19 protein-coding genes are annotated in these 18,281 nt (G+C 69.3%); 7 read left to right on the top strand and 12 right to left on the bottom strand.

What is annotated here, in order from left to right:
- Nucleotides 1-45 precede the first annotated feature (45 nt).
- Entirely contained in the window at nt 46-1,674 is a 1,629-nt protein-coding gene (pruA, locus tag A37U_RS0107780; RefSeq protein WP_020496062.1) for an L-glutamate gamma-semialdehyde dehydrogenase, read from the top strand.
- A 12-nt stretch (nt 1,675-1,686) separates the two neighbouring features.
- Here pruA and A37U_RS0107775 read toward each other — a convergent pair whose 3' ends face one another.
- From A37U_RS0107775 to A37U_RS0107740, 8 genes are all read right to left on the bottom strand, one after another.
- A complete protein-coding gene (locus tag A37U_RS0107775; protein WP_020496061.1) occupies nt 1,687-2,349 on the bottom strand; it encodes a methionine ABC transporter permease in 663 nt (220 codons plus the stop codon).
- Nucleotides 2,346-3,371: a methionine ABC transporter ATP-binding protein gene (locus A37U_RS0107770; RefSeq protein WP_020496060.1), complete on the bottom strand. Its 1,026-nt coding sequence runs from the start codon at nt 3,369-3,371 to the stop codon at nt 2,346-2,348. The genes A37U_RS0107775 and A37U_RS0107770 overlap by 4 nt, the downstream gene beginning before the upstream one ends.
- 10 nt (nt 3,372-3,381) lie before the next feature.
- Nucleotides 3,382-4,323, bottom strand: coding sequence for a MetQ/NlpA family ABC transporter substrate-binding protein (locus A37U_RS0107765; RefSeq protein WP_020496059.1), 942 nt, complete (start codon nt 4,321-4,323; stop codon nt 3,382-3,384).
- Nucleotides 4,324-4,517: 194 nt separating this feature from the next.
- Complete coding sequence (locus A37U_RS0107760) at nt 4,518-5,402, bottom strand: MurR/RpiR family transcriptional regulator (RefSeq protein WP_020496058.1); 885 nt, start codon at nt 5,400-5,402, stop codon at nt 4,518-4,520.
- Nucleotides 5,403-5,455: 53 nt separating this feature from the next.
- Nucleotides 5,456-6,742, bottom strand: a complete 1,287-nt coding sequence (locus tag A37U_RS0107755; RefSeq protein ID WP_020496057.1) for an erythromycin esterase family protein — start codon at nt 6,740-6,742, stop codon at nt 5,456-5,458.
- A gap of 14 nt (nt 6,743-6,756) precedes the next feature.
- On the bottom strand, nt 6,757-7,632 hold the full coding sequence (locus tag A37U_RS0107750) for a MurR/RpiR family transcriptional regulator (RefSeq protein ID WP_020496056.1): 876 nt from the start codon (nt 7,630-7,632) through the stop codon (nt 6,757-6,759).
- 4 nt (nt 7,633-7,636) lie between these two features.
- On the bottom strand, nt 7,637-8,338 hold the full coding sequence (locus A37U_RS0107745; RefSeq protein WP_020496055.1) for an N-acetylmannosamine-6-phosphate 2-epimerase: 702 nt from the start codon (nt 8,336-8,338) through the stop codon (nt 7,637-7,639).
- Nucleotides 8,339-8,348: 10 nt separating this feature from the next.
- Nucleotides 8,349-9,254 carry an ROK family protein gene (locus A37U_RS0107740; RefSeq protein ID WP_020496054.1) on the bottom strand — a complete coding sequence of 302 codons (906 nt, stop codon included), beginning with the start codon at nt 9,252-9,254 and terminating at the stop codon, nt 8,349-8,351.
- Between the two features lie 104 nt (nt 9,255-9,358).
- On the opposite strand from A37U_RS0107740, the gene A37U_RS0107735 reads away from it, so the two are divergent.
- On the top strand, nt 9,359-10,714 hold the full coding sequence (locus A37U_RS0107735; protein WP_026196968.1) for a sugar porter family MFS transporter: 1,356 nt from the start codon (nt 9,359-9,361) through the stop codon (nt 10,712-10,714).
- A 20-nt stretch (nt 10,715-10,734) separates the two neighbouring features.
- On the opposite strand, the gene A37U_RS51330 is transcribed toward A37U_RS0107735, so the two are convergent.
- From A37U_RS51330 to A37U_RS0107720, 3 genes are all read right to left on the bottom strand, one after another.
- Entirely contained in the window at nt 10,735-10,917 is a 183-nt protein-coding gene (locus A37U_RS51330; protein WP_157182680.1) for a hypothetical protein, read from the bottom strand.
- 309 nt (nt 10,918-11,226) lie between these two features.
- Nucleotides 11,227-11,658: an NUDIX hydrolase gene (locus A37U_RS0107725; protein WP_020496051.1), complete on the bottom strand. Its 432-nt coding sequence runs from the start codon at nt 11,656-11,658 to the stop codon at nt 11,227-11,229.
- A gap of 9 nt (nt 11,659-11,667) precedes the next feature.
- Nucleotides 11,668-12,126, bottom strand: coding sequence for a MarR family winged helix-turn-helix transcriptional regulator (locus tag A37U_RS0107720; protein ID WP_020496050.1), 459 nt, complete (start codon nt 12,124-12,126; stop codon nt 11,668-11,670).
- Between the two features lie 132 nt (nt 12,127-12,258).
- On the opposite strand from A37U_RS0107720, the gene A37U_RS0107715 reads away from it, so the two are divergent.
- Genes A37U_RS0107715 through A37U_RS0107695 form a run of 5 tightly spaced genes read left to right on the top strand, consistent with a single transcriptional unit; the run spans nt 12,259 to nt 17,304 of the window.
- Nucleotides 12,259-12,684 carry a GlcG/HbpS family heme-binding protein gene (locus A37U_RS0107715; protein ID WP_020496049.1) on the top strand — a complete coding sequence of 142 codons (426 nt, stop codon included), beginning with the start codon at nt 12,259-12,261 and terminating at the stop codon, nt 12,682-12,684.
- A 20-nt stretch (nt 12,685-12,704) separates the two neighbouring features.
- Nucleotides 12,705-13,256: a cupin domain-containing protein gene (locus A37U_RS51325; RefSeq protein WP_020496048.1), complete on the top strand. Its 552-nt coding sequence runs from the start codon at nt 12,705-12,707 to the stop codon at nt 13,254-13,256.
- Nucleotides 13,253-14,851 (top strand): FAD-dependent monooxygenase, encoded by a 1,599-nt coding sequence (locus A37U_RS0107705; RefSeq protein ID WP_020496047.1) that lies wholly within the window; start codon nt 13,253-13,255, stop codon nt 14,849-14,851. The genes A37U_RS51325 and A37U_RS0107705 overlap by 4 nt, the downstream gene beginning before the upstream one ends.
- Nucleotides 14,848-15,876 carry an amidohydrolase family protein gene (locus A37U_RS42740; protein ID WP_020496046.1) on the top strand — a complete coding sequence of 343 codons (1,029 nt, stop codon included), beginning with the start codon at nt 14,848-14,850 and terminating at the stop codon, nt 15,874-15,876. Before A37U_RS0107705 ends, A37U_RS42740 begins: the two co-directional genes overlap by 4 nt.
- Before the next feature lie 33 nt (nt 15,877-15,909).
- Nucleotides 15,910-17,304, top strand: coding sequence for an amidase (locus A37U_RS0107695; protein WP_020496045.1), 1,395 nt, complete (start codon nt 15,910-15,912; stop codon nt 17,302-17,304).
- Between the two features lie 30 nt (nt 17,305-17,334).
- Here A37U_RS0107695 and A37U_RS0107690 read toward each other — a convergent pair whose 3' ends face one another.
- Nucleotides 17,335-18,213 carry a TIGR03619 family F420-dependent LLM class oxidoreductase gene (locus tag A37U_RS0107690; RefSeq protein WP_026196967.1) on the bottom strand — a complete coding sequence of 293 codons (879 nt, stop codon included), beginning with the start codon at nt 18,211-18,213 and terminating at the stop codon, nt 17,335-17,337.
- Nucleotides 18,214-18,281: the final 68 nt, after the last annotated feature.

Genomic DNA, 18,281 nt, shown 5'->3' with positions numbered 1-18,281 from the left:
TCACAGTGCTTCCATGGGAGTGAGGACACGACCCTTGGAGGCACGATGGACGCGGTGACTTCGGTTCCAGAGCCGGTCAACGAGCCGGTGCTCGGCTACGGGCCGGGAAGCGCCGAGCGCGAGTCCCTGTCCGGCGCGCTCGCCCGGCTCTCCGCGCAGCGGGTCGAGCTGACCATGACGATCGACGGCCGGGAACGCATGGGCGGCGGGGACCGCTTCGATGTGGTCGCCCCGCACGAGCATCGGCACGTGCTCGGCACCAGCGCACAGGCCACGAACACGGACGTGACCGAGGCCGTCGCCGCGGCGAAGCGGGCCGCGGGCGACTGGGCGCGCACTCCCTTCGACGAGCGGGCCGCCGTGCTGCTGCGCGCCGCGGATCTGCTCGCCGGTCCGTGGCGCGACACGATCAACGCGGCCACCATGCTCGGTCAGTCGAAATCGGTGCAGCAGGCGGAGATCGACGCGGCCTGCGAGTTCATCGACTTCCTGCGGTTCAACGTGGCCTATGCCCGGCGGGTGCTCGCCGAACAGCCGCGTTCGGTCCCCGGGGAGTGGAACCGGATGGAGTACCGCCCGCTGGACGGCTTCATTACCGCCATCACCCCGTTCAACTTCACTGCGATCGCCGGGAACCTGCCGACCGCGCCCGCGCTGATGGGCAACACGGTGGTGTGGAAACCCACGCCGACCCAGCAGCTCGCCGCGCACCACACGATGCGGCTGCTGGAAGCCGCCGGGCTGCCGCCGGGGGTGATCAACCTGGTCACCGGGGACGGGTCCGCGGTCTCCGATGTGGCGCTACCCGATCCCGGCTTCGCCGGGCTGCACTTCACCGGTTCCACGGCCACCTTCAAACGGTTGTGGCGCACTATCGGCGACAATCTGGACGGCTACGGCTGTTATCCGCGCATCGTCGGAGAGACCGGCGGCAAGGACTTCATCGTGGTGCACCCGTCCGCGGATCCGGCCGCGATCCCCGCCGCCCTCGTCCGCGGCGCTTTCGAGTACCAGGGCCAGAAATGTTCCGCGGCCTCCCGCGCCTATCTGCCGAAGTCCTTGTGGCACAACGGAATCCGTGATCAGCTCGCCGACCTGACCAAACAGGTGCGGTACGGGGATGTGGCCGACTTCGGCAATTTCGGCGGCGCGGTGATCGACGCGCGCGCCTACGCCAAGCACGAGGCCGCGCTGCGCAGGGCCGCGGCCAGCCCGGGCATCGAGGTGCTCAGCGGCGGCGGCTGCGAGGACAGAGAAGGCTACTTCGTGGAGCCGACCGTGCTGCTCGGCGCGGACCCGCGGGACGAGATCTTCCACACCGAGTACTTCGGGCCGATCCTCGCCGTGCACGTCTACGAGGACCGGGACTACTCCTCGATCCTGCGCACCGTGGACGAGACCAGCCCGTACGCGCTCACCGGGGCCGTGTTCGCCACCGACCGCGCGGCCATCACCGAGGCGCACGAGGTGCTGCGGCACGCGGCGGGCAACTTCTACGTCAACGACAAGCCGACCGGTTCCATCGTGTCCCGCCAGCCCTTCGGCGGTTCCCGGGCCAGCGGCACCAACGACAAGGCCGGTTCGCTTTACAACATCACCCGCTGGACGAGCCCGCGCGCGATCAAGGAGACCTTCAACGCCCCGAGCACGATCGGGTACCCGCACCAGCTCTGACGGCGCCGTTGTTCAACGTCGCAGGGCTTTGCGTGCCAGCCAGTTGCCGAGGAACTGGGCCGCCTGCACGAGCACGATGATGGTGACCACGGCGATCCCGGTGACCACCCAGTTGAACCGGTGGTACCCGTAGGTGATCGCGAAATCGCCGAGGCCGCCCGCCCCGACCGCGCCCGCGACCGCGGTCATGTCCACCACCGCGACGAAGATGAAGGTGTAGCCGAGGATCAGCGGGCCGAGCGCTTCGGGCACCAGCAGGGTGCGGATGATCCGCATCGGGCTCGCCCCCATCGCCCGCGCGGCCTCGATGACGCCGGGGTCGATGGTCACCAGGTTCTGCTCCACGATCCGGGAAATCCCGAAGATCGCGGCCAGGATCAGCGCGAAGGTGGCCGCCGTGGTACCGAGCTGAGTGCCGACCACGGCGATGGTCAGCGGGCCGATCGCGGTGATGAAGATGATGAACGGGATCGGCCGGATGATGTTCACCAGCACGTTCAGCACGGTGAACACCACGCGGTTGGCCAGCAGCCCGCCGCGCCGGGTGGTGTAGAGCAGGATGCCGAGCACCAGCCCGAGCAGCCCGCCGATGAGCATCGTGACGAGCACCATCCACAGGGTCTGTCCGATGGCGGTCAGGAAGGTCGGGCCGAGTGTGCCCCAGTCGGCGTTCATACGGACAGTTCCTCGATCTCGGTCGTCGTGGCCAGTTCGGCGATCAGCGCGTCCACATCGGCGTCCGCGCCGCGCAGTTCGAGGGTGAGCCCGCCGAGCGAGCGCCCGCCGAAGGCCTGGATGCCGCCGTAGACGATGTCGAAGCGGACGTTGTGCCTGCCGACGGCCTCGGAGAGCACGCTGCCGAGTCGATCGCCCTCCCGCACCCGCGCGGTGACCAGTCTTCCGGTGTGCCGCTCGCGGATCCGTTCCAGATCGAGGCCCTCGGGCTGATCGCGGAGCACGGTCTCCACGAACCGCCGGGTGGTCGGACTCTGCGGCCGGGAGAACACCTCGAACACCGGGCCGGTCTCCACGAGCCCGCCCGCGTCGAGCACCGCGACGCTGTCCGCGATCTCGCGCACCACGTCCATCTCGTGCGTGATCACCACGATGGTCACGCCCAGCTCGGCGTTGACCCGTTTCAGCAGGCGCAGCACATCCCCGGTGGTCTCCGGATCGAGCGCGCTGGTGGACTCGTCGGCGAGCAGGATCTTCGGATTGGTGGCCAGTGCCCGCGCGATGCCGACGCGCTGTTTCTGCCCGCCGGAGAGCTGATCGGGATAGTGCCAGGCTTTGTCCACGATGCCGACGAAGTTCAGCAGTTCCTCGATGCGGTCGCGGCGGCGCTGTTTGTCCCAGCCCGCGGTCCGCAGCGCGTAGTCCACATTGCCGAAAACGGTGCGCGAGCGCAGCAGGTTGAATTGCTGGAACACCATGCCGATCCCCGCGCGCAGTGTGCGCAGCTCGCGTTCGCGCATTCCGGCGACGTCGGCACCGTCCACGATCAGTTCCCCGGAGGTGACCGGTTCGAGCGCGTTGATCAACCGGACCAGGGTGCTCTTGCCCGCACCGGAATACCCGATGACGCCGAATATCTCGCCGGATTCGATGCGCAGGTCGATGTTCTCCAGCGCGGTGACCGGGGTCGAGGATTCGGTGAACGTCTTGGTGACGTTCTTGAATTCGATGATGGGTGCCACGGAATCTCTCTTAGTGATTGTTCTGGCGCAGTACGCCTTCGACGCGGTTCATGATCCGCACCAGATCGGCTCTCGGGCGCCGCACGTCCAGCTGGGTTCCCTTGGATTCCCGCTGGGTTTCCGCGACCACCTGCCGGTCGTGGTAGATCTCGCCGAGCGTCCGGAATACCGGGTTGTCCTTGTCCTGTTCCCGCGCGACGAGCACGTTGATGTACGGCTCGGCGTTCTTGCTCTTGGGGTCATCGCTGAACAGTGCCTTGGAGGGATCCAGGTCCGCGTCGAGGGCGAAGTTGTTGTTGGCCACCGCGGCGTCCACCGAGGGCAGCGAGGTCACCGTCTGCGCCGCGTCCACCGGGGTCACGGTGACCCTGGAGGCAGACTGGTCGATGTCCGCGGGTGTGGAGGTGGCGTTTCCCCCGCCGCGCAAGGTGATCAGCTTCGCCGACTGGAGCAGCAGCAGCGCTCGCGCCTGGTTCGTCGGGTCGTTGGGGATCGCGATGGTGCCGCCCGCGGGAATCTGCGCGAGATCACCGTGCTTCTTGGAGTACAGCGAGAGCGGCACGATGTAGGTCGAGGCCACCGGCGTGAGATTGTCCTGTTTGGACACGTTGTAGTTCGCCAGGAACAGCAGGTGCTGGAACGAGTTCAGGTCGATCTGCCCTTGGGACAGGGCCGGATTGGCCTGGGTGTAATCGCCGAAATTGACCAGCTGGACGGTGATCCCCTTGTCCGCGGCCAGTTTCGTGAACGGCTTCCAGTACTCCGAACTCGCGTCGGCCACTCCGATCCGCACGGTCTTGCTGTCCGCCTCGCTGGATGCGGGCAGCATCGCGTTCGCGATCAGGAAGATGACCCCGGCGAGCACGATGACGGTGGTGGCGGTGGCACCGAAGAGGAAACCCTTGCGCTTGCGCGGTTTGGGCGGCAGCGGCACGAGCTCGCCATCGGGCATGGGAATCCTCTCGAAACAAGACCGGCAGGGAGACGCGCGACAACCATGCCTGCGCCAGGACGATTCTGGCGCAGTTCGCACGCGCGCGGGAAATCGTTCCCCATCCTGGGACGGGTCGCCGCGGTCGTCGTCATTCCCTTAGTGCGTAGCCGACACAGTACGTTCCGTTCACCTGCCCGGCAAACCGAGCACCGCTAACGGCGGCGGCGTTTCTGCCGGTCGATACTGCCCGGCGCCAGCTGTTCGCGGAACCGGGTCAGCAGTTCCGAGGTCTGTTCGGCGCGCTGCTCGTCCCGGGCGGCCAGCGCCAGCAGCACGGCATCGGTGACGGTGAGCGCGGCCAGGCATTCGCTGGTGCCGCCACCGGGTGCGTGCGCGGCTTCGAGGCAGACCCGGACCCGGTCCCGCAGCACCGGGGCGAGCGCGTCGGTGACGAGCACGACGTCCGCGCCGACCTCGCCCGCGCGATCGAGCAGCACCTCGCATTCGTTGAGCAGCCTGCCGGGGGCGTAGAGCACGACGCAGCTGTCCCCGGTGACCGCCAACAGTTCGTCGGCGAGCAGGAATCCGGCCTGGGAACCGTCATGGGCGCGCAGCCCGAGCCGGTTGAGCCGTTTGACGAGGTACTGCGCGGAGAGCGCGGAGAGGCCGACCCCGAAGGCGAACACCTCGCGCGCGCCCGCGATGGCCGCCACCGCCTCGGTCAGCTGCTCTGCGGTGACCATCCGCCTGGTCTCGGCGAGCCGTTCGGCGGCATCGGCGAACACATACCGCAGGGTCGCCTCGTGATCGCTTCCGGTGTGCTCGATGCGCTGGCGCAGCCGCACCGAGGGGCGCACCTCGTCCACGAGCGAGCGGCCGAGCTGCTGCTTGAGCTCGGGGAGCCCGGAGTAGCCCAGCGTGCGCGCGGTCCGCACCACGGTGGCATCGCTGGTCCCGGTCAGTTTGCCGAGCTGCTCGGCGGTCGCGAACAGCGCATCGTGTGCGTGCTCGCGCAGATAACCGACCACCCGCTGCTCCGCGGGCGAGAGCGCGTCGCCGCGCTGGTTGGCCCGCTCGGTGAACGACATCTCCGTCATAGGCGAATCGTAGATGACAGGGATCGACCTGTCTGTCGCCACGACTACAGCACCTATCCGTTCAGGCTCGCCCCGGGCGTGCTGAGCACCGCGTCGAATGCCTCCGGTAGCGGGGCCTCGGTGACAGCGCTCTGCGCACGCAGTTTTCCGATCGGTTCGGGCAGCCCGCGCAGGTCGGTGAGGGTGATCGCCGCGCCGAGGCCCGCGGTGCACAGTTCGGCCTCGAGGGTGCCCTCGGCCGGGGCGCCGATCTCGGTGGGTGCGGCGGAGAATCCGATTTCGCCGCTGTCCTCGCCGGAGTCACCGCCTTCGCCGAGGGTCATCTCGGGCACGCTGTCCCCGGTGTGGGTCAGTGCGATCGCCCGGTACTCGTCCCCGAGCGCGTCCGCGAGGAACTGCCCCATGGGCAGCGCGGAAAAGAAGCCCTCGTGCAGTACCGGGGTCTTCTGAATGTGGAAGTTGTGCGCCAGCAACAGGATCCGCGCGTCCGGCCCGGCGTGGTCCAGGTGCCGGTCCAGGTGCCACAGCACGGACTCGGCCATGTACCGGTCCCGCACCCCGGTATCTCCGGACAGTGGAGTCCCGGGCATCGGGTTTCCGGTGAGCACGCCGTGCATCGCGGAGTAGGTGTAGTCGAGCGCGCAGGCCGCCTCGAGGTGGCGCGCGGCCAGATCATAGGCGGCCTGGCCGGTGCGTTCGATGCTGCGCGGCTCGAGCGCGCGGAACCGCAGCAGCAGCCGGGAAAGCGTCGCGGTGAGCGCGTCCTGCTCGGTTTCGGGCAGCCGCCCCCATCCGGTGGTCGCCGAGACGGCCGATCCGCCGCCGATCCGGTCGGCGAACGCGAGCGCGGTGCGCAGCCTGGGCAGCGATTCCGGGTCGGCCTGGCCGAGATAGGCCTCGACCGGTTCGAGCACGGTGCGCAGCGCGGAACTGGTCGGCAGGTCCACCCCGGCGAACTCGATCGCCTGCTCCGCGTGCGCGTTGTACTCGCGCAGCCAGCGCAGCGATCCGCCGTTGACCCAGGTGGCCAGCTGCCCGCCGATCGCGGTGAGGTCATCGGGCTCGCCCTCGCCGTGCGCCCAGGCGTCGGCGGCGAACCCGGTGGCGAAGCCGTATTCGGCGGCGAGCATGGTGAATCCGCAGCGCTCGACCAGGAAGCGGAGCAGCCGGATCCGCGCCGTGTCGAACTCCGTCACGAAGTGCGCGCCCTCGCCGAGGGCCACGACCGCGGCGTCGCCGATGATCTCGCGCACCGGTTCGAGCTCGTCCAGTGGCGCGTCCGGGTCGAGGGTGTCCAGCGTGTGCGCGTTCGCGTGGAACCAGTCGGTCAGCGTGCTCATACCGAGCACCGTACTCAACCCTGGTGTTTCGCACCGCGGTGGTGTTTCGGGGCGAGCGCGTCCAGGGAGGACTGCAGCGCCTCGATGCTTCCCTTGCGGGCCTTGGCCATCCCGATGAACAGGCAGTCGACCACGAGCAGCTGGCTGAACCGGCTGGACAGCGAGACCGGGGGCAGTTCGGTCCCCCGGCCCTCGGCGGCGAACAGCACCTCACCGGCCACCGCGGTGATCGCCGACTGCGCGTTCCCGGTGATCGCGATCGTGTCCGCGCCCGCCTCCGCGGCCCGCTGCAGCGGTTCGATCACCTCCGCGGTGTTGCCGGAGTGGCTGATCCCGATGGCCACATCCCCGCCGCGCAGTTGCAGCGCGCTGGTGATGGACACGTGCATCTCGGTGTGCGCCTGCGCGGCGATCCCGATGCGCAGCAGCTTGTGCGCGAGGTCCTGGGCGACCAGGCCGGAGGTCATCAGTCCGTAGATGTCCACCCGTCGCGCCGCGCCGACCAGCTCGACCGCGCGCCGCAGCGCGTCCACATCCAGGGCGTAGGCGGTGTCCCCGAGCGAGTCCTGCCCGTCCCTGGTGAGCTTCGCGATCACGGTCGGCAGTTCGTCCTCGGCGCTGACCGGGCCGAACAGCCGCTCGCCCTCGGGTTCCCCGGCCTTGGCGGCATACGCGACCAGTGCCATCCGCAGTTGCCGGTAGCCGTGGTAACCGAGCAGCCGCGCGGTCCGGGCCACGGTCGCCTCGCTGGTGTTCGCGCGTTCGGCGACCTCACCGAGGCTGTACTCGGCGCACGCGTGCGGTTCGTCGAGCAACAGCTGGGCGACCGTGCGCGGCAGCTCGGGCAACGCGGGCAGCAGCGATCGGACACCTGCGGGGAAGTCGGTCACCGGTTCATTGTGGACGCTGCGGGACCGCGGCGGCGAAACTCCTGGTGATCCAGGCCGGGTCGGTGATCGCGGTACCGACGACCGCGGTCCAGGCGCCATGGTCGAAGGCGGCGCGCACCTGTTCCGGGGTGTGCAGCCGTCCCTCGGCGATCACCGGGACGGTCAGCTCGGCGGCGAGCTTCCCGAGCAGTTCCAGATCCGGTCCGTCGCCCTGTCCCTCGGTCTCCGCGGTATAGCCGGAGAGCGTGGTCCCGACACAGTCCGCACCGGCGCGCTGGGCGAAGATCCCGTCCGCCGCGGTGGCCACGTCGGCCATCACCAGCGCGTCCCGCGCGTGCACCGCGGCCACCAGATCGGCGAAGCTCTCCCCGTTCGGGCGCTCCCGGTCGGTGCCGTCCGCGGCCACGATGTGCGCGCCCGCGTCCACGATCCCGAGCGCGCGTTCCACGGTGGGGGTGATGAACACCGATTCCGGGGAGCGCAGGCTCTCGTCCTTCCACAACCCGATCACCGGCAGTTCGATCCCGGCGCGCACGGCCGCGATGTCCCCCGGCCCGTTGCACCGGATCGCCGCGGCGCCACCGGCCTCGGCCGCGCGCGCCATCCGCACGATGGTCGGGGTGTCCCGCAGCGGATTGCCCGCGCGCGCCTGGCAGGACACGATCAGCCGCCCGCGCAGCTGCGCGAGCAGGTCTCGAGTGGTCACCGCAGTTCTCCTATTCACTATCGCCGAGTACGAGTGCGGCCGCCCCGATCACCGAGGCGTCCGCGCCGAGCCGGGCCGCGACGAGCCCGACCCGGCGCAGCGGGGCGAGCAGTTCGGCCACGAAGGCCTCGCGCACCCGATCCAGGAACGGCCCTTCCATCCGGACGACCCCGCCACCGAGCACCACCTGGTCCGGGTCGAGCAGGTTCGCCGCGCCGCCGAGGGCGCGCCCGAGGGTGGCCGCGGCGGTGCCGATCACGGTGCGCGCGAGTTCCTCGCCGCCCGCGGCGCGCCGGGCCACCTCGCGCAGGTCCGCGATCCCGGTGTCCCCGCTCGCTTCCCGATAGGCCGCGGCGATCGCCGGACCACTCGCGGCGGCCTCGAGATGCCCGGCCCGGCCGCAGGAGCAGCACCGGCTGCCGCCGACCGGAATGTGCCCGATCCCGCCCGCCGTGTGGTGGTTGCCGTGGCGCAGCCGCCCGTCCACGACCAGCGCGCCGCCGATCCCGGTGCCGATCGCCGCGTACAGCACGGTCCCCGCGATGCCCGTGCCGAACCGCAACTCCCCCGCGGCGAGCGCGTTCACATCGTTGTCCACGGCGACCTTGACCCCGAACCTGGCGCGCAGCCAAGGCCCCACCTCGGTGCCCGCCCAGCCGGGGAGCAGGTCCGTCGCCGAACGGATCGTGCCGGTCGCCGCGTCGACCACGCCCCCGGTGCCGACCCCGATCGCGGTGAACTCCCGGCCCACGCCGACCGCGCGCGCCGCCTGTTCGATTCCCTCCAGCACTCCCTGGCCGCCGCGATCGGTCGGGGTGGGCAGGCTGGTTCGCGCGTGCACCGCGCCGGTGGCGTCCACGAGCCCGGCGGCGATCTTGGTGCCGCCGACGTCGACGCCGATGCCTAGCTGATTCATGCGTTCTCCGTCCCGGTACTTGCCCGCGAGCGAGTACGGTGTAACAGTAACAGTTACAACTGTACGACGAAGTAATAGTTACTGTTTTCGGTGGAGGTGCCCAGGTGGCCAGTGGAACACGTGCGACGAGGTTGGTGCTGCTCGCCTCGGTGACCGCGGCCGTGGGCGGGCTGCTGTTCGGCTACGACACCGGGGTCATCTCGAGTTCGCTGATCTTCATCAAGCGCGAGTTCGGGCTCGACGCGCTCGAGCAGGGCATGATCGCCAGCGCGCTCGCGGTGGGCGCGATCCTCGGCGCGGTCGGGGCCGGTCCGCTCGCCGACCGGTTCGGCCGCAAACCCGCGGTGCTCGCCGCATCCGGAGTGTTCGCGATCGGCGGAGTGTTCGCCGCCCTTTCGCCCGATGCGGCGAGCCTGATCGCCGCGCGCGTGGTCATCGGCGTCTCCGTGGGCGCGGCCTCGGTGCTCGTTCCGCTGTTCATCGCCGAGATCGCCCCACCCGCGATCCGCGGCCGGCTGGTCACCCTCAACCAGTTGATGATCACCATCGGCATTCTGGTCAGTTACCTCATCGGGTACCTGCTCTCCGAGATCGAGGGCTGGCGGTGGATGTTCGCCTTCGCGGTCATCCCGGCCGCGCTGCTGGCCGCCGGGATGAGCGTGCTGCCCGAGACCCCGCGCTGGCTGATCGCGCACGATCGGATGGACCGGGCCCGCACCGAACTGGCCCGGTTGCGCACCGGCGAGGATGTGGATCGCGCCGTCGAGGAGGAGATCGCCGCGATCCGGGACACCAAGGCCCAGGGCCGGGTCGGCTGGCGGCAGGTCACCGGGCGCAGCGTGCGGCCCGCCCTGCTGGTCGGGCTCGGCATCCAGTTCCTCGCCCAGCTCACCGGGGTGAACGCGGTCATCTACTACGCGCCGACGATCCTCACGAATGCCGGTCTCGGGGCCAGCGCCGCGATCCTGGCCACGGTCGGCGTCGGGGTGATCAACGTCGTGATGACCGTGGTCGGCATGTCGCTGATCGATCGCAGCGGACGACGGCCCTTGTTGTTGTGGGGACTGGGTTTCATGATTCCCGCGCTGATCGTGCTCGGTTTCGTGCTCGCCACCGGGACCCTGTCCGGGTTCGGCCTCGTGCTCGCGATCGCCGGCCTGCTCGCCTACATCGCCGCGGTCGCGGTCAGTGTGGACACCATCGTGTTCGTCATCCCCGCTGAGATCTACCCGCTGCGGGTGCGCGGCAAGGCCATGGGGATCACGCTCGTGATGAACTGGTCGATGAATTTCGTGATCTCGTTGAGTTTCCTCCCGGTGTTGCAGTCGATCGGCCCGCGCCCCACGTTCTGGATCTTCGCCGCGCTGTGCCTGGTGATGTGGTTGTTCGTGCGGTTCGTGGTGCCGGAGACCAAGGGCCGCAGCCTGGAGGAGATCGAACACGGCCTGCGGCGCGACTGAGCGAGCGCCGGTTTCTTCGCTCAGCGCGGTGGCAGCACGGGCGCGACGGCGGCGAGTTCGTCCTCATCGATTCCCGCGGCGACGCGGGCAGCACTGGAATTCGCGACGCTGGGGTACCAGGTCAGGGAGATGATCGGCGGCTTCGAGTACTGGGCCAGGGAGGGATACGCCGTCGAGAACGACCACGGGCCGGTCCTCCGCACCCAGGACCCCCTGACGGCCCCTCACCCCGGAGACCTGCGCGTTCGGTGAGGACGCCGCACAGCCCCTGTAGTCGAGCAGGATAGGGCAGGCGAATACCGCTCACGATCAGGCACCCGGGAAGATTGTGCGGCTGCCAGACGAGCTGCGCTCGGGGCACCAATTATCGCCGCACAGCACCGGGGCTTCCCGTTTCGCGCCCCTTCCGAGCAGGCGCGCCACCGTGACGACGCCATCGCCTCGGACACCATGGCCTCGAAGGCACAAGGAGATACGGACACCGCGCCGGCCCTGCCGCGCACGTGAGCCCATTACCGGCCGGATACGAGATGCACGCCGTCGTGAATGCGGACCTGTGTTCCCGGTTCGAATGCGTCGAGCACCCGGATGCCGAAGGCCGGGCACATATGGGCACGAACCTCTTCACGGGTCATCCAGCGGACTTCCGCCGCCTCCTCGGTGTACTGTACGGCCGCACCGGCCGGGCTGCACCGGAAGACGAGCGCGACGACCGCGCGGGACATGTTCTTGTAGACGCCGCTGAGTTCGCCGACGGCACTGTCCATCCCGGTCTCTTCGGCGACTTCGCGGCGCACCCCTTCCGCGAAGCTCTCCCCCGGTTCGAGAATTCCACCGGGGGCTTCCCAACGTCCGTTGTCGGCGCGCCGGATGACGAGCACGCGCTCGAGTTCGTCGACAACGATGCCGGACACGCTCACCGAATGATTCGGCAGGGAAGCCACGTCGGTTCCTCAGGAGCTCTTGGTGCGCCGCCGTCGCGCCCCGGCCTGCGGTGCCGCCTCGGCGACGCGGGTGAGCAGGTTCTTGAGGGTGTCGAGCTCGGCGGCGCTGAGGTCGGCGCCGAGGGCGGCGTCGAGGGCGGCGACCCGTTTGTCGGCGCGGGTGAACAGTTCACGCCCGTCCGGGGTGAGCCGCAGTTCGATCAGGGTGCGGTGCATGGGATGCGGGCTGCGGTCGACCAGCCCGCGGGCCTCCAGGCGCCCCACGGTGCTGTTCATGGTCTGCGGGGTGACCTGGCACTGCCGCGCGAGCTCGGCGGAGCTGATGCCGTCGTACTCCTGGATGATGGTCAGCGCGGCCTGTTGCGCCGGAGTGATGCCGTACTCGCGCAACGCCTGCTCCTTGGCCTGTTGCGTGGCCTGTTCCGCGCGCTTGATGTAGGCCAGCAGCCGCGCCGTGTAATGCGCCATATGCCCAGTTTACCGCCCGCATGGCGATCAGCACACGAAAAATCGCCCCAATACTGACAGGCAGCAGATTGACAACTATCAGCCTACTGATAAACTGCAGGCACCGAGCGAACACACAGAAGGGGCTCATTCATGACCGAGATCGTTCGACAGGTACCGAGCATCAGCAGCACGGCGGCACAGCACGTGGTGGCGGCGGCGATCGCGGCCGCGCAGGACAGCGGACAGGCCTCGGCGGTCGCCGTGGTGGACGCGGGCGGGAACCTGCTCGCGTTCCGGCGGATGGACGACGCCGCGCTGCAGGCCACCCAGATCGCACAGGACAAGGCCTACACGGCGGCCGGGTTCGGCATGCCGAGCGCGCAGTGGCACGAGTTCCTGCAACAGGACGCGCCGTTGGCGATGGGCGCGCCGGACGGGATCGAGCGGTTCGTGCCCTTCGGCGGCGGGCTGCCGCTGACCCTCGACGGCCGGGTGATCGGCGGGATCGGTGTCTCCGGCGGGCACTGGAGCGCGGATGAGCGGATCGCCACGGCCGGGGCGAACGCACTCGGCTGACCCCGGAAAGGAGGGCTCCGATGACGGAGGCGACCAGCACGCGGCGGGTGGTGACCGGCCGCGACGAAACCGGGCGCTCCACGGTGATCACGGACGAACGAATACCGGTCGGGCAGGACACCGCGATCTGTGCGATCACCGATCTCCTGCGCCTGGCGGAACTTCCCGCAGCGAGCGGGGATGTCGCCCTGAGGATGAGCGGGGCACGGATCGAACCGCCGCCCCGTGGCCTGGCGGCGAAGCTGATCCGGTTCCCGCCGGACGAACGCTGGCTCGGCGCGGGTGGCGACCAGGTGCGCGCCGCCTTCGCCGCGGTGGACGGCGCCGAAATCTATGCCGGGGACGAGGAAATCCCGGGCATGCATGCGACCGGAACGGTGGATTTCGCGATCGTCCTCGACGGCGAACTGACCGTGCTGCTCGACGACGCGGAAACCACCCTGTGCCCCGGGGAAACCCTGGTGCAGCTGACGGCCAGGCACGCCTGGCGCAACCGGACCGGTCGGCAGGCGACCGCGCTGTTCGTCATGTGCTCAGCAAACGAGGCAGCGGCGGACGGAGCGACACCATGACAGCAGCGAATACCGTCCTGATCATCGGCGGCGGACCGGTCGGGCTGGCCCTGGCACTGGATCTCGGCCTGCGCGGCGTGCCGAGCACCGTGGTCGACCGGTCTCCGGACCTGTCCGGAGAATTCGTGCCGAAGGCGACGGTGCTCAACGAGCGGAGCATGGAGTACTTCCGCTCGCTGGGGATCGCGCGCCAGGTCGCGGAGGCGGGTTTCCCACCGGAGCGTCCACGGGACACCTACTACTGCACCTCGATGAACGGTTTCGTGTGCGGTCGCGACCCGGTACCGGCGTATCGGGAACGCGGCACCGAGTACAGCGCCGAGGTGTTGTGCAGCTGTCCGCAGTACACCTTCACCCCGATCCTCGCCGCGGCCGCCGGGAAAACCGGGCTCGTGGACTTCCGGCTCGGTTCCGAGTTCACCGCGATCACCGAGCACGACCGGGAAGCCGTCACCGCGGTCGTGCGGGCACGCGACGGGAGCCGGGACACGATACGGGCCCGGTATCTGGTCGGCGCCGACGGAGTGGGCAGCGCGGTCCGGCGGTCGGCGGGGATCCCGTTCGAGGGCGAGGATCTCGACTATTCGGTGAGCCTGACCATCCGGGTCGAGGACTTCGAACGCTACCACCCGATGGGGCCCGGCGAGCGGTACATGTTTCTGGACACCACCGGCGTGTGGGGCAATCTCACCGCGATGGACGGCCGATCGATCTACCGGCTGACCCTGATCGGGGCGGAGAGCAGGCTCAACCCGGACGAACTCGACCCGGCCGCGCATCTCGAGCGGGCGTTCGGGCGCGCGGACGTGCCGTGGGAGCTGCTCAAGGTGGTGCCTTGGCGGCGCAGCCGGTACACCGCCCGCGCCTTCCGCAGCGGCCGGGTGCTCCTCGCCGGGGACAGCGCGCATACCATGTCGCCGACCGGTGGGCACGGCGCGAACACCGGACTGCTCGACGCCGCGGGGCTCGGCTGGGTACTGGCTGCCCGGTTGCCCGGCTGGGGCGGGGAAACGCTGCTGGACGCCTACAGCGCCGAACGCCGCGAGGTCGCGCTGCGCAACGGTGCCTACTCGAGCGCGAACTACACGGTCTGGTCGCAACCGATGCGCTACGAGCACATCCACGAGGATTCGGCCGGGGGAGAACGGGAACGTGCCCAGGCCGCCACGCGGTTGAGCGGCAAGCTGGAACAGGAGTGGTTCTCCCGCGGTGTGGCGCTCGGCTACCGCTATCGGGACTCGCCGGTCATTCTCGATGACGGCAGCCCGGAACCACCCGATGAGGCAAGCGAGTACACCCCGAGCGCGCGACCGGGGCACCGGGCACCGCATGCCTGGCTACCGGACGGGCGATCCGTGCTGGATCTGTTCGGGGACGGATTCACCTTGCTTCGCTTCGACACCAGCGTGAGCACCACCGCACTGCCGGGTTCGGGATTACCCGTGCAGGTCATCGATATCGGTGAGGAATCCATCGCCGCGCGCTACGAGCACGCGCTCGTCCTCATCCGCCCGGACGGCATCGTCGCCTGGCGCGGCGACGCACTTCCACCCGACACGGTCCGCGGCGCGACAGATTCCGGAGGAGACCGATGAAACTCATCTGCATCGAGGAACACACGATGGACCCCGCGACCGGGCAGGCGGCCGCGCCGTCCCTGGAACGGGAAGCGCCCTACATGTCCCTGCAGAGCTCGCCGAAAGCCGCGTCCGGGCCACCCGACCCCACCCGGCCGAACCTGGTCGAGATGAGCGAAGCGATCCGGCTGGGCACCGATCTCGGCGCGGGCCGGATCGCGAACATGGATCAGCACCGGATCGACATGCAGATCGTGTCCTACAGCACCCCGATCCAGCTCGCTCCGCCGGAGCAGGCACGCACGCTCGCCCGCGCCGCGAACGAGCGGCTCGCCGAGGCGGTCGCCGCGAATCCCGAGCGCCTGCAGGGATTCGCCATGCTGCCCTGGCAACTCCCCGCCGCGGCTGCCCAGGAACTCGAGCACGCGGTCACCGGGCTCGGTCTGCGCGGGGTGCTGCTCGTCGGGCGCCCCGGGGACACCTTCCTCGACGATCCCGCGTACCGGCCCGTGCTCGAGAAGATCACCGAACTCGGCGTGCCGCTCTACCTGCACCCGTTCCACCCCGTTCCGCAGGTCCAGCAGGCCTATTACGCCGGGCTGCCCGAGGAGGTCAGCACCCAGTTCTCGCTCGGTGGCTGGGGATGGCATCACGAGGCCGGTGTCCACCTGCTGCGCCTGATCCTCTCCGGAGTCTTCGAACGGCTCCCCGGGCTGCAGGTCATCAGCGGGCACTGGGGCGAACTGGTGCCCTTCTACCTGCACCGGCTCGACCACGTCATCCCCACGTCGATCAGCGGCCTCGGAAAACCGGTCAGCGAGATCTATCGCAGCAATGTGTGGATCACCCCGAGCGGCATGTTCCACCGGGCGCACTTCGAGTTCATCCGGGAGACCCTCGGCCTCGACCGGCTGATCTGGTCGGTCGACTACCCGTACCTCACCCTCGACGGCACCCGGTCCTTCCTCGGCGGGCTCTCGCTGGGCAGCGAGGAAAAACACAAGATCACCCACGGCAACGCCGAAAAACTCTTCCGGTTGTAACGTGATCCCGCGTTCGACGGAAGGAGCACGCCGGTGGAGGACATCCGGTGGCAGGACGCGACCGCGCTTGCCGGGCTGATCGCCGCGGGACAGGTCTCCGCGGTCGAGGTGCTGCGGGCGCATCTGGATCGCATCGAGGCGGTGAACCCGCGGCTCAACGCGATGGTGACGGTACTCGCCGATCAGGCGCTGGAGGCCGCGGCGACCGCGGACCGGGCGGTCGGCGCAGGCGAGGTGCTCGGCCCGCTGCACGGGGTTCCGTTCACCGTCAAGGATTCGCTCGATGTGGCCGGGGCGCCGAGTACCCGCGGCTCCACGCTGTTCGCCGGGCACCGGGCCGCGGCGGACGCGACCGCGGTGGCCCGGTTGCGCGCCGCTGGTGGGATCCCGCTCGCCAAGACGAACCTGCCGGAGTTCTCCTACTGGACCGAAACGGACAATCCACTGCTCGGGCGCACGCACAATCCGTGGAACGGCGAGCGAACCCCGGGCGGTTCCAGCGGCGGGGAATCGGCCGCGATCGCCGCCGGAATGTCCCCGCTGGGGATCGGCAGTGATGTGGCGATCTCGGTGCGCGGTCCCGCCCATGACACCGGTATCGCGGCGCTGAAGGCGAGCAGGGGCCGGATTCCGATCACCGGGCACTGGCCTTCAGCGCCCGCACGCTACTGGCATGTCGGACCGATGGCGCGCAGTGTGCGGGATCTCGCGACCGCGCACTCGATCCTGGCCGGGCCGGACGGCCGCGACGGCTACGTGCGGCATTCCCCGCCGCGGGCCGGGCGGGAGCTGTCCGGGCTGCGAGTCGGCTGGGCCTGTGATCCCGCCTTCGGTCCGGTGGACGAGGAGGTGGCCGCGACCGTGCGGAACGCGGCCGAGGCACTGCGCGAGCTGGGCTGTGCCGTGGAACCCGCCGCGCCGCCCGGATTGGCGGAGATCGACGGCACGACGCTGGGCGCGGTGCTGTTCACCGCCGAGATCGTGCCGTACTTCCGGCGGATCACCGCGGGCCGGGAGGCCGAGCTGCATCCGGTCATCCAGCGGACGATCGAGGCCCCCGAAGTGCCCCTGGCCGACTATGTCGCCGCACAGCAACGGGTCGAGGAACTCGCCGCACTGTTCGCCGAGTATTTCGAACGCTACGACCTGCTGGTGTGCCCGGTGTGCCCCGTCCCGGCTCCGCCGCACGCCCGCTCGAGGTTCCCGGCGGGCGAGGCGACCGTGCCCGCGCGCGGCATCATGCGCGCCACGGTCCCGTTCAACCTCACCGGGCTGCCCGCGCTGTCCCTGCCGTTCGGCGCCGCGGCCGACGGACTGCCCATCGGGGTCCAGCTGGTTTCTCCGTGGTACACCGAGAACACCGTGCTGGGCGCGGGTGCCGCGCTGGAAGCGGTCAGCCCGGTCCGGAACCGCCATCCGGAACCGTGATCACCCGGCGGGCACGGTGACCGGCCCGAGCTATCGGCCGACTTTGGCGATGACGCGTTCGGCGTACCGTTCGAGGTGTTCGATCTTCTTGTCGAGCGGCTCGGTGTCGGGGCCCACGACATACGGCATCCGGAAACCGACGATGACGTCGGTGACACCCTTGTCCTCGAGTCGTTTGATGCCGTCGACGGTGTACGTATCCGCCGAGATGACGTGTACCTCGAACGGATCTTCCGCACGTCCGGCCTCCGCACGAAAGGCGGAAAGCTTGCCGAGCAGCACATCCAGTTCCTCGGCATCGCTGCCGGCGTGCATCCAGCCGTCACCACGAATCGCGGCCCGCCGCAAGGCGGCGTCGGAATGCCCGCCGATCAGGACCGGCACCGACTCGGCCGGTACCGGGCAGATCTTGAGCGAGGGAATGTCGTAACACTCACCATGGAACTCGAAGTACCCGCCCGCGGTCAGCCCGCGCAGGATATCGATGCATTCGTTCATCCGCTTGCCACGCTTGGCGAACGGCACACCCATCATCCCGAAGTCCTCGGGCCATGGCGATACCCCGACCCCGAGACCGAGTCGGTTGCCGGTCAGGTACGCCACCGAGGCCGCCTGCTTGGCGACCAGCACCGGTGGCCGGATCGGCAGTTTCAGTACGAACGGAGTGAACCGCAGCCGTGTGGTCACCGCGCCCATCGCGGCGATCAGCAGAAAAGTCTCGATGAACGCCTTGTCCTCGAGAAAACCGCGGTCTCCGTCCGGAGTGTACGGGTACTTCGAGTCGGAGTGCTCGGGGTATCCGATACTGTCCGCGACCGCGATGCTGTCGTACCCTGCCTGTTCGGCCGCCTTGGCCAGCGGAAGGTGGAAATCCGGGTCCGTCATGGCCTCGGCGTAGGTGAACCGCATCGAGTCACCGTAGAAAAGGTTCCGGTGGCTGGCAAGGCCGGATCCCAGTGACCGGATCACCGTCGATA

The organism is Sciscionella marina DSM 45152 (genome assembly GCF_000379465.1).
GTDB lineage: Bacteria > Actinomycetota > Actinomycetes > Mycobacteriales > Pseudonocardiaceae > Sciscionella > Sciscionella marina.
This window is presented reverse-complemented; position numbering and strand designations above follow the sequence as displayed.